This window comes from Salinicola endophyticus (genome assembly GCF_003206575.1).
GTDB classification, from domain to species: Bacteria; Pseudomonadota; Gammaproteobacteria; order Pseudomonadales; family Halomonadaceae; genus Salinicola; species Salinicola endophyticus.
In genome coordinates, this window is the sequence record NZ_PZJO01000006.1 from 288851 (window position 1) to 298229 (window position 9379).

Genomic DNA, 9379 nt, shown 5'->3' on the forward strand with positions numbered 1-9379 from the left:
CACTCAAAGGTTACCCGCCACGGGCCGGACTTTGACGAATTTCATTAAGCCGCGATCCCGTTTCTCTACGGGAAGCCAGCCGGCACGCTCGTAGAACGCATAGGCTCGACTGCCAATCTCGGTTTCCAGCCAGATCTCGTCGAAGGTGGCGAAGAGGTGGCGCTCGGCGCGTTCGAGAAGACTGCGGCCCACACCTTGCCCTTCATGGTCGGCGCGGACGAACAGTCCAAACACGCATCCGGTCTCATTGCGAAACATTGAGAAACCCACGGGTACTCCATCAATCTCTGCAACCCAAAGACAAGGTTCCTGAGCGAGCTCTGCGGCGATGGTCTCAGGTGTAATGCCCATTTCGGCGAGCTGCTCTAGCGAAAGATGGTTCTCCGCCACGCTTGTGCGAATAGCGAAGATATCCCCGATGTCTGTCTCTCTCGCTTCTCTCACTTGAATTGGCATGGATCGATACCCCTGGCAGTGATTGAAAAGCCCATCGGCGATTATTTTGAAGCACAAAGTGGCCTTAGGCGAGCTTGCTTGGCGGTTGGGAGCCGTGGCTAAGTGGTCCTGCGATGGACAACCATATGGCCAGCTTTCGAAGCTGAGAGGTATATCGCATGATATATCTAGGTTGTCGAATCTAGAGAATTTCTTTCTAAAACAGATGTCTAGCTATCATTATGGAATCTTGTCGAGCCAGCGGCAGCGCGAATTCTTGGTCCTCTCCCTCGATTTTCCGTGCTTATCGCACGGGACAGCGTGACGAGGCCCTGCCTTCCCAGATGGCTCGCCCTTGACCAGCTCCCACTGCGCCATCGAGTGCTCAGACGCCGCTCGGAAAGCGGCGCCAGGCGGCCTGCGATAGCCCACCGACCCTCGACTTGTGCGAGATCTCTTACAAAGTTGGACCAGATAGTCTTAGAAAACTGGTCCTATGGCGGGCGGTCAAATTCGTTATCCTGTGTGGGTGCCCGATTGGGCCTGCGTTTGAACCCGGCCCCTTGGGCCGGGTATTTTCGTTTCAGCCCCCGCAAACCCTGGCTGGCTCGGTAACGCTCGCAGGGGCAGGCTGGATCTCGAAAAGGCTCGACCCGATGACGCTGACACTCGTTCACCCTACGCAGGCGCACCAGTCGGCCTTTCTGGCCGCCGTTCGGCACAGCCAGCCACTGCTGGATGGCTGGGTCTTCCCGCCGGAAACGCCACAGGCCTACGCCGATTTCCTCTCCCGCTACACGGCGGAGACCCACGTGAGCTATCTCGCCATCGCCCCCGATGGCAGCCTGATCGGCTGTATCAACCTGAATGAGATCGTCCGCGGTGCGCTGCAATCCGCCTATCTAGGCTATTACGGCTTTGCGCCGCACCAAGGCCGGGGATGGATGAAACAGGCTCTGGGCGAGGTGATCACTCGCGCCTTCGATAGGCACGGCCTGCACCGGCTGGAGGCCAATATTCAACCCGCCAACCGCCGCTCCATCGGTCTGGTGCAGTCCCTGGGCTTGCGCCTTGAAGGCTTCTCGCCGCGCTACCTGCGCATCGATGGCGAATGGCGCGACCACGAGCGCTACGCCATCACCGCAGAAGAGTGGGATGCCTGAGAGAGATCCACAGATGCGTTCGTCATCTGCGCTCTGGGGAACGTCTGGGCGGGCTCACCACCAGTGCTGCGGATAGCGCCGGTGCCGGGCGAGATTATTGATCACCACCGCCACGCTGAGCATCAGGATGCAGCCGAGTCCGACCGGGAAGAAGGCGTAGATCCAGCCGAGTTGGTGCAGTTCGCCCGAGCCGATCACCGCGATCAGCGCGGTGGCGCCGCCGGGCGGGTGCAGGGTGTGGGTGAGCTGCATCAGCAGGATGGCGGTGGAGACCGCAACCGCGGCGGCGATCCAGCCGTCACCCAGTAGCGACCAGGTGACGAAGCCGCAGAGCGCCGAGAGCACGTTGCCGCCGAGCACATTGCGTGGCTGGGCCAGCGGGCTCTCCGGCGCGGCGTAGAGCAGCACCGAGGTGGCGCCGAACGAGCCGACCATCAGCAGTGGGTGGGCCTGGGTCGCCTGGGTGCTGAGCCAGCCCACGCCGGCCATGCCCAGAAAGGCACCGAGCCAGGACCACAGCGCGTCGCGCCAGTTGGGGGCAGGGCGCGAAACCGGGGCGCCTTTCATCTTGCTCAGATATTGCTTCACCATGGGGTCGGTATCGCCATGTGTGGGATTCATGGGTGGGATCGAAGGCGCGCTATCTTGCCAGCTCGTACTCGTGCGGGGAAATACGTCTTGGCAATAGCCTCATGACCGCCGCGCCGGGACGCCCGCGCTAGGCATTGCTACAATGCCCGGCTTTCCTGGATGCAGGGCTCGCCCGTTCATGTTCGACCTTTTTCATGTCTGATCGCGCCGATAGTGCAGTTGGCCTTCATGGCAACGATGTGCCGGTGGCGCGGGACCGTATCTTCGACGGTCTGGCCGACAAGTTCGCCTCCAGCCTGTATGCCACCGCGCGCGGGCGTATCCGCCTGGCGGTGCTGACGCCGTTGCTGGAGGAGGCGCTGCCGGCGGAGGGTTCGGCGGCGCTGGATGTCGGCGGCGGCCTGGGCCAGATGAGCGCCTGGCTTGCCGCTCGGGGGCATCGGGTCACCCTGGCGGAGCCCTCCGCCGAGATGCTGGCTCGGGCTCAAGAGACCTTGGCGCAAACCCCGTCGGATATTCCGGTGCAGACTCTACAGGCGCCACTGCAGGCGCTCGGCGAGCTTGCTCCCGGGCCGTGGCCGCTGGTGGTGTGTCATGCGGTGCTGGAGTGGCTGGCCGACCCGGAAGCCGGGCTGCGCCAGCTCGCGGCACTGCTGGCGCCGCAGGGGCGGCTGTCGCTGATGGTGTTCAACCGCGATGCGCTGCGCTTCTCCAATGTGGTCAAGGGCAATCTCGACAAGGCCCTGGAGGATCGCCTGTCCGGTACCGGCCAGCGCCAGCGGTTGACCCCGATCTCGCCGCTGACCCATGCCGATATCGTGAACTGGTGCGAGGCCAGCGGGCTCAAGATCGAGCGTGTCGCCGGAATACGCATCTTCCATGACTACCTGCGCGAGCGTGAGCCCAGCGAGGCCGACCTGGCCAAGCTGATCGCGCTGGAGCGCCGCTACTGCGAGACCGAGCCGCACTGGCGTCTGGGCCGCTATCTGCACTATCTGATTCGCCCCGCGGAGTCGGCCGAGGATCGCCGGCTGACCGCTGCGTCTGAGCGGGGCGAACACCCCCGAGACGCGCATCTTCAAGGAGAGAACCGATGAAGGCACAAACGCCCCCGTGTGAACTGCTGGCGCGCCAGGACGCGGACTACCGCGGCTGGCTGTGGGTGGCGCCGCCGCGGGATAGCTGGCTGGAGAGCGGCGAGGGCGTGGTGTGGAGCGCCGATCTCGCCGTGGTGAACGCATGGCGTGCGGCGGGGCGCGAGGCCCACGCGGGGCTGACGCTGCCGCCTCTGGCGCCCCCCGGAGCAGTGCTCTTCTGGCCCAAGAGCCATGCCCAGGGCGAGTGGTGGCTGCGCACCCTGAGCGCGACCCTGCCCGCCGGCACCCCGATCCAGATCGTCGGTGAGCATCAGGGCGGGATCAAGCGTGTGCCCAAGGTGCTCGCGGCCATGGCGCACGCCTGCCGCAAGCTGGACAACGCCCGTCGCTGTACCCTGTTCGCGACCGAGGCGGGGGAGGGTAGGCCCGACCCGGAGGCCGGCTGGGAGCAGTTCGAGACCCACGGGCTGGCACTGGCGACACACCCCGGGGTGTTCGGCCATGGCAAGCTCGACGAGGGTACCCGGTTGCTGCTGGAGACGCTGGCAGCGCTCGATGCCCGTGGCGAGCTACCCGCCGGACCCACCCTGGATATCGGTTGCGGCGACGGCATTCTGGCGGCGTGGTTCGCGCGCCAGGGCCATGCGGTGACCGCCACCGATGTCAGTGCCTTTGCGGTGGCGGCGACCCAGCGCACGCTGGCGCTCAATCAGTTGGAAGGGGAGGCGCGTCAGAGCGATGTGTTCGAGGCGGTGCCGGAGCGCTTCGCGCTGATCGTCAGCAACCCGCCGTTCCATCAGGAGCGGGCGGTCGACTACGGCCCGGCGGCACGTCTGATCGAGGAGGCGCCGGCGCATCTCGAGGCCGGCGGGGTGCTACTGCTGGTGGTCAATGCCTTCCTGCCCTATCCCGATTGGCTGACGGCGGCGTTCGGCGAGTTCGAGACCCTCGCCGATAACCGCCGCTACCGTGTCTATCGCGCGGTCAAAAGCCGTCGCTAGTCGTTAGCTCGCCGACGATGTGCAGCGCGCGCTGGTTGGCGGCGCTGACGTCGGTGGGCTGGATGCCCAGTTCGCGCAGGCGCCCCCAGGGGATCTCGTTCCAGTCGCCGTGCTCCAGCTTGATCGCGGTGTCGAGCAGCGCGCCCAGCGGCCCCTCGTGCTGCAGCAAGGCGGCATTGATCGAGGCGTGCAGCGGCAGGATGGCGACCAGATCCTTCAGCGGGCGGTCGAAGAACGCCTCCAGGTAGGAGAACAGGCCGACGATGAAGGCGCGCTCGGAGAGCAGCGGGTCGTCGAGCGTCAGCTCGCGGCACAGGCTGGCCCGGGACAGCGCTAGCTGGCGCAATGAGTGGGGCTTGTCGTCCAGCTCGCTGAGCGCCAGCAGGGTGGCCAGGCTGCGGATACGCTGGGTGCCGATCAGGGTGACCGCCTGGTGCAGCGAGGTGATCTGGCCGGCGCGCTGATACAGGGTGGTATTGACCAGGCGCAGCAGGCGCACGCCGAGTGCCGGGTCACGTTCGATCGTGGTGGCGACGTCGCGGGTGCTGACCTCGGGCTGGTTGAGTTCGGTGATCAGCTTGAGGATGGTCAGGCGTGCGGTGGTCACCGGCTTGCCGTGGACGATCTGCGGGCGCGCCAGGAAGTAGCCCTGGAAGTAGTCGCAGCCGGCGTCGAGACACTGCTCCAGCTCCGCTTCGGTCTCGAGCTTTTCGGCCAGCAGCTTGAGATGCGGATGGTGGCGGCGCAGCAGGCCGATCACCCAGTAGAGTTCATTGTTCGAGTAGTGCGGGTACTCCAGTTTGACGATATCGACCAGCGGCAGGAAGGGGTGGGTGGCGTCGTGCTCGGTAAAGTCGTCCAGCGCCAGCGTATAACCCGCCTTGCGCAGTTCGATCAGGCGCCGGCACACGGCCTCGGTGCAGGGGGTGTCCTCGAGAATCTCCACGACCAGGTGGGTATTGTCGAAGGGGATGTCGCCAGCCAGGGTGTCGGCGGTGAAATTGACGTAGAGATGCTTGCCCTGGCCCACGGCGTTGAGATCCCCCTGGGTGAAGGCGTTGAGCAGTACCGTGCTGGTGGCGCGATTGCCGTCGAAGGGCAAAGGCATGGGGCCGCCGTCGGTGGGGCGGAACAGCAGCTCGAAAGCGACGATCTCCCGCGAGCCGTCGAAGATCGGCTGACGCGCGAACAGCACCGATGTCTGATGAGGGTCGGAGAGCGCTGACATGGCAAGCTCCTCATGAGTGTCGGGCTTGGCCGCTGGCGCCCTTGCAGGGCGCTTTATCGGCCGTTGCTAATCGTTTTGAACGCGGCTTTCGTTGAAGCCCGACTCAGCCAGGGGCGTAGTCGATCGCCGTGATGACGTAGTGCGTCTCTCCGCCCGGTGCGGCGACCACCACGTCGTCGTCCAGCGCCTTGCCCAGCGTGGCCTGGGCAAGCGGGGCGTCGATGCTGATCCAGTGCTTGGTGGTGTCGGTTTCGTCGTGACCGACCAGACGAATCGAGAGCTCTTCGCCGTCGTCGTCCTCGAGGGTGACGAAAGCGCCGAAGTAGACCTTGCCGGTGTCCGCAGGCAAGCGATCGACCACCTGCAGTTCGTCGAGGCGCTTGCGCAGATAGCGGATGCGCGCGATGACTCGATTGAGCTCTTTCTTGTTATAGGTGTAGTCGGCGTTTTCGCTACGGTCGCCCAGCGCGGCGGCCTCGCCCACCTTGGCCGATAGCTGGGGGCGCTTGACCCGTGAGAGGTGGTCGTGGATGCCTTGCAATCGATCATAACCCTGCGGCGTGATCAGGTTACTCTTTTTCTCCTGGCGCGGGTCCTTCTTGGGATCGCGCCAGCGGGTCATGTTGCGTCCTTGCATGCGTTGTCTCTGAAGGGTCTTGCGAACATTGGCTGGCCTCCTAGATTACCGCATCGAACGGCGCCGCGACCACGCGCGTAAGGCCCGGCGGAGCCGCATGCGACTAAAACCCAATGGCCCTGTATTCAAACGCTCGTTAGATTTTTCTCAGGATCGCAACCGGAGCGACGACTCATGACACGCTTTGCCAAGACGATGATGGGTATCACCGCTGGAGTAGTCCTGAGTGCGGGGCTGATCGGCAGCGCCGCAGCCCAGCAGAACGAGCTCTTTCCGCTGATGCAGCGCTGGGGCAACGTCGAGTACGAGATGCAGGGGGATGCCCAGCAACGTGCCTTCGAGAGCCTGGTCAAGGAAGCCGATAAGCTGGCCCAGCGCTATCCCGACAATGCCCACGTGCTGACGGCGCAGGGCGTGGTGCTGGCCTCCTACGCCAAGGCCAAGGGCGGCCTGGGGGCGCTGGATCTGGCCAAGCAGGCGCGCAAGGCGCTGGAGCGGGCGATCCAGATCGATCCCCAGGGCGAGAACGGCTCGGCCTATGTCACCCTCGGGGCGCTCTATCAGCACGCGCCGGGCTGGCCCATTGCCTTCGGCGACGACGACAAGGCGGGGGAGCTGTTGAAGCGCGCGGTGGAGATTCGTCCCGACGGCATCGATACCAACTTCTACTATGCGCAGTACCTGGAAGATCAGGGCCAGCACGCCGAGGCCCGCCAGTATGCCGAGCGGGCAGTGAAGGGGCAGGCGCGCAAGGGGCGTGCCTCGGACGAGGCGCTGCGCCAGGAAGTGCGCCAGTGGCTGGCACGGCACGGCTGAGCCTGCCGAGACCGCATGCCCCTGCCAGGCTCTCACATCATCTCTCGCGATCACTCTCACCACGGGAAGCGTTGACGCCGACGCTTCCCGGTTATTGGCATCACCTCTCTCAGGGCACCTGCTTGCCCTTGCTCTCTGCGTCCTCTTCTTGCGCTATCCGAGGGCTGTCTGCCGTTGGCAACCCGTGCGGGCGGCAGCCCATGGCCGGGGTAGCCCGGTCATGACGGCGATCCACGCCGATGACAGTGGTTGGAAAGCCGGTTATCTGCCTCAATAGAGAGAGGCTACCGACGACAGGAGCAAGAGGCATGGCGCAGCATCCCCGAGAGCCCGGCCGATTCGATGCCGATGATGTGGAGCGGGTGGAGACCGAGCTGATCTATGACGGTTTCTTTGCGCTGGAGAAGCGCCGTCTGCGCCATCGTCTCTTCAATGGCGGCTGGAGCGAGACCGTAGATCGCGAGGTCCATGTTCGCCGCGATGCCGTGGGCGTACTACTCTACGATCCGGCGCGCGACCGTGTCGTACTGGTAGAGCAGGTTCGGGCGGGCGCGCTCGACGACGCGCGCTCACCGTGGAAACTGGAGCCTGTGGCAGGGTTGGTCGAGGCGGGCGAGTCGCCGGCCGAGGTGGCACGCCGTGAGGCCCAGGAAGAAGCCGGTTGCGAGATTGATGAGTTGATCGAGCTGCACCGGTATTATCCCAGTCCAGGTGCCTGCACCGAGCAAGTGACGATGTTCTGTGGTTTGATCGATAGCTCGGGGGTGGGCGGCGTGCACGGGCTCGACACCGAGCACGAAGATATTCTGGTTCACGTCATGCCGTTCCCGGATGCCTGGGAGAGGCTGATGGCGGGCCATTTGGACAATGCCATGGCGTTGATCGGTTTTCACTGGCTGGCGCGGGAGCGCGCCGGGCTGAGAGCTCGTTCATAGTGGCTTCACCGCGGTCGACGCCATGCCACCGCAGGAGAAAAATATGGTCAAGACCGCCTATGTCACCGACCTCAAGGCACTGCAGGCGGAGTGCAGCAGCAACTACGTGAGGCTGTGCCGGCTGGTGGCCGACATGGCAGCGGGCGAGGTTCGCGAAGTGCCCCTGGCCGGCGAGCGCGCCCGTTTCGGTACCCTGTGGCTCGAAGTGCTGGAGCAGGCACCCTACACCACGATCGCCCGGGTCTCGCAGACCGGGGTCATGGATGGCTTCATCGACTCGCCGCGGATGACCGTGCACCTCTATCACGACGCCAATATGGCCGAGGTCACCGATTTTCAGCGTCAGCGCCACTTCCAGGGCCGCTATCGCTATCCCAACCCGCGCATGCACCAGCCCGACGAGAAGCTCCAGCTCAATCGCTTTCTGGGTGAATGGCTGCAGCATGGTCTCGCCCATGGTCACGCGGCCGGTATCCCGGAAACCCCCTGATGCGCGTGATTCAGATTACCGATTGCCATCTGCTCGCCGACCCCGAAGGGGCCTCGCGCAAGGGGTTCCCGCTGCGTCAGCTCCAGGCCGTGGTACGCCGCGCGGCGCAGCTGCGCCCCGATGTGCTGCTGGTCACCGGCGACGTCTCCCAGGACGAGACCTCCGCTACCTATCGTCTGGCCAGCGAAGCCTTTGCGCGGCTCGGGTGTCCCTGGTTCTGGATTCCCGGTAACCATGATCAGCCCGAGCTGATGGAGGAGTGGCAGCCGGCGCTGGACGAGATCGACCTCGAGCACTGGCGCATCCTGCTGCTGGACACGCGGATCAGCGGGCAGCCCGGTGGGGCGGTCGGACAGACCCAGCTGCAGCACCTTGCCGCGCAGCTCGAAGACGATGACCGGCCCACCCTGATCGCGATGCACCATCCGCCGATCGCCATCGGCTCGGTATGGATGGATGCGATCGGGCTCGAGGACCGCGACGCCTTCTGGCAGACCCTCGCCGCCTATCCCCAGGTCAGGGCGATCCTGTGCGGGCACATTCACCAGGCTTTTGCCGCCTGGCAGGGGCTGGTAGCGGTCTATGGCTGTCCCGCCACCTCCGATCAGTTTCTCCCCGGCAGCCACGAGTTCAGTGTCGACGAAGCCGCACGCCCCGGGCTGCGCGTAGTCGATCTCGAGGGCGAGCGGCTGTCGACCTGGATCGAGCGCGTCGAGCTGTAGCGTCACCCGGATACAGGTCGTCTCGCGATGCAGAGCGGTGCGTCCTGCCCGGCTTCTTTATAACTAAATCAGATTTTGAGATTAGCTTTCATTCTTTGACGTTATTACCGCTCTCTCGCTAGGGTGACGGCTCTACGATTCCGAGCCGTGCCTTCACGAAGCACGTGACAGCGAGATTCCCCCATGGCAGATCGATTGGTTAGCGCACAACGTCAAACCCACCTCAAGCAGCTCGAGGCGGAGTCGATTCACATCATCCGCGAG

11 protein-coding genes are annotated in these 9379 nt (G+C 64.6%); 7 read left to right on the forward strand and 4 right to left on the reverse strand.

The window, feature by feature from the left end:
• Positions 1-3 precede the first annotated feature (3 nt).
• Positions 4-456: a GNAT family N-acetyltransferase gene (locus DOM66_RS14930; protein WP_110690707.1), complete on the reverse strand. Its 453-nt coding sequence runs from the start codon at positions 454-456 to the stop codon at positions 4-6.
• A 635-nt stretch (positions 457-1091) separates the two neighbouring features.
• On the opposite strand from DOM66_RS14930, the gene DOM66_RS14935 reads away from it, so the two are divergent.
• Positions 1092-1598, forward strand: coding sequence for a GNAT family N-acetyltransferase (locus DOM66_RS14935; protein ID WP_110690708.1), 507 nt, complete (start codon positions 1092-1094; stop codon positions 1596-1598).
• A 54-nt stretch (positions 1599-1652) separates the two neighbouring features.
• Here DOM66_RS14935 and DOM66_RS14940 read toward each other — a convergent pair whose 3' ends face one another.
• Positions 1653-2219 (reverse strand): HPP family protein, encoded by a 567-nt coding sequence (locus DOM66_RS14940; RefSeq protein WP_245392454.1) that lies wholly within the window; start codon positions 2217-2219, stop codon positions 1653-1655.
• 164 nt (positions 2220-2383) lie between these two features.
• Here DOM66_RS14940 and DOM66_RS14945 point away from each other — a divergent pair, with 164 nt between their 5' ends.
• Both DOM66_RS14945 and DOM66_RS14950 read left to right on the forward strand, forming a co-directional pair.
• A complete protein-coding gene (locus DOM66_RS14945) occupies positions 2384-3286 on the forward strand; it encodes a methyltransferase domain-containing protein (RefSeq protein ID WP_110690709.1) in 903 nt (300 codons plus the stop codon).
• The gene (locus tag DOM66_RS14950; RefSeq protein ID WP_110690710.1) at positions 3283-4287 is read left to right on the forward strand and encodes a methyltransferase; all 1005 of its coding nucleotides are present in this window, start codon (positions 3283-3285) and stop codon (positions 4285-4287) included. The genes DOM66_RS14945 and DOM66_RS14950 overlap by 4 nt, the downstream gene beginning before the upstream one ends.
• On the opposite strand, the gene DOM66_RS14955 is transcribed toward DOM66_RS14950, so the two are convergent.
• The gene (locus DOM66_RS14955; protein WP_110690711.1) at positions 4271-5515 is read right to left on the reverse strand and encodes an EAL and HDOD domain-containing protein; all 1245 of its coding nucleotides are present in this window, start codon (positions 5513-5515) and stop codon (positions 4271-4273) included. The two genes, DOM66_RS14950 and DOM66_RS14955, sit on opposite strands and share 17 nt — an antisense overlap.
• Before the next feature lie 103 nt (positions 5516-5618).
• On the reverse strand, positions 5619-6152 hold the full coding sequence (greB, locus tag DOM66_RS14960; protein WP_110678904.1) for a transcription elongation factor GreB: 534 nt from the start codon (positions 6150-6152) through the stop codon (positions 5619-5621).
• A gap of 174 nt (positions 6153-6326) precedes the next feature.
• Here greB and DOM66_RS14965 point away from each other — a divergent pair, with 174 nt between their 5' ends.
• The 4 genes from DOM66_RS14965 (at position 6327) to DOM66_RS14980 (ending at position 9115) form a co-directional block, all read left to right on the forward strand.
• Positions 6327-6968 (forward strand): tetratricopeptide repeat protein, encoded by a 642-nt coding sequence (locus tag DOM66_RS14965; RefSeq protein WP_110690712.1) that lies wholly within the window; start codon positions 6327-6329, stop codon positions 6966-6968.
• Positions 6969-7276: 308 nt separating this feature from the next.
• Entirely contained in the window at positions 7277-7903 is a 627-nt protein-coding gene (locus DOM66_RS14970; protein WP_110678900.1) for an NUDIX domain-containing protein, read from the forward strand.
• 43 nt (positions 7904-7946) lie between these two features.
• Positions 7947-8393 (forward strand): DUF1249 domain-containing protein, encoded by a 447-nt coding sequence (locus DOM66_RS14975; RefSeq protein ID WP_110678898.1) that lies wholly within the window; start codon positions 7947-7949, stop codon positions 8391-8393.
• Positions 8393-9115, forward strand: a complete 723-nt coding sequence (locus DOM66_RS14980) for a phosphodiesterase (RefSeq protein ID WP_110690713.1) — start codon at positions 8393-8395, stop codon at positions 9113-9115. Before DOM66_RS14975 ends, DOM66_RS14980 begins: the two co-directional genes overlap by 1 nt.
• The last annotated feature ends 264 nt before the right edge of the window (positions 9116-9379 follow it).

Excerpts from the sequence above, each read along its gene's own strand:
- DOM66_RS14930 (WP_110690707.1), bottom strand. The coding sequence starts at position 456 with ATGCCAATTCAAGTGAGAGAAGCGAGAGAGACAGACATCGGGGATATC.
- DOM66_RS14935 (WP_110690708.1), top strand. The coding sequence starts at position 1,092 with ATGACGCTGACACTCGTTCACCCTACGCAGGCGCACCAGTCGGCCTTT.
- DOM66_RS14940 (WP_245392454.1), bottom strand. The coding sequence starts at position 2,219 with ATGAATCCCACACATGGCGATACCGACCCCATGGTGAAGCAATATCTG.
- DOM66_RS14945 (WP_110690709.1), top strand. The coding sequence starts at position 2,384 with ATGTCTGATCGCGCCGATAGTGCAGTTGGCCTTCATGGCAACGATGTG.
- DOM66_RS14950 (WP_110690710.1), top strand. The coding sequence starts at position 3,283 with ATGAAGGCACAAACGCCCCCGTGTGAACTGCTGGCGCGCCAGGACGCG.
- DOM66_RS14955 (WP_110690711.1), bottom strand. The coding sequence starts at position 5,515 with ATGTCAGCGCTCTCCGACCCTCATCAGACATCGGTGCTGTTCGCGCGT.
- greB (WP_110678904.1), bottom strand. The coding sequence starts at position 6,152 with ATGCAAGGACGCAACATGACCCGCTGGCGCGATCCCAAGAAGGACCCG.
- DOM66_RS14965 (WP_110690712.1), top strand. The coding sequence starts at position 6,327 with ATGACACGCTTTGCCAAGACGATGATGGGTATCACCGCTGGAGTAGTC.
- DOM66_RS14970 (WP_110678900.1), top strand. The coding sequence starts at position 7,277 with ATGGCGCAGCATCCCCGAGAGCCCGGCCGATTCGATGCCGATGATGTG.
- DOM66_RS14975 (WP_110678898.1), top strand. The coding sequence starts at position 7,947 with ATGGTCAAGACCGCCTATGTCACCGACCTCAAGGCACTGCAGGCGGAG.
- DOM66_RS14980 (WP_110690713.1), top strand. The coding sequence starts at position 8,393 with ATGCGCGTGATTCAGATTACCGATTGCCATCTGCTCGCCGACCCCGAA.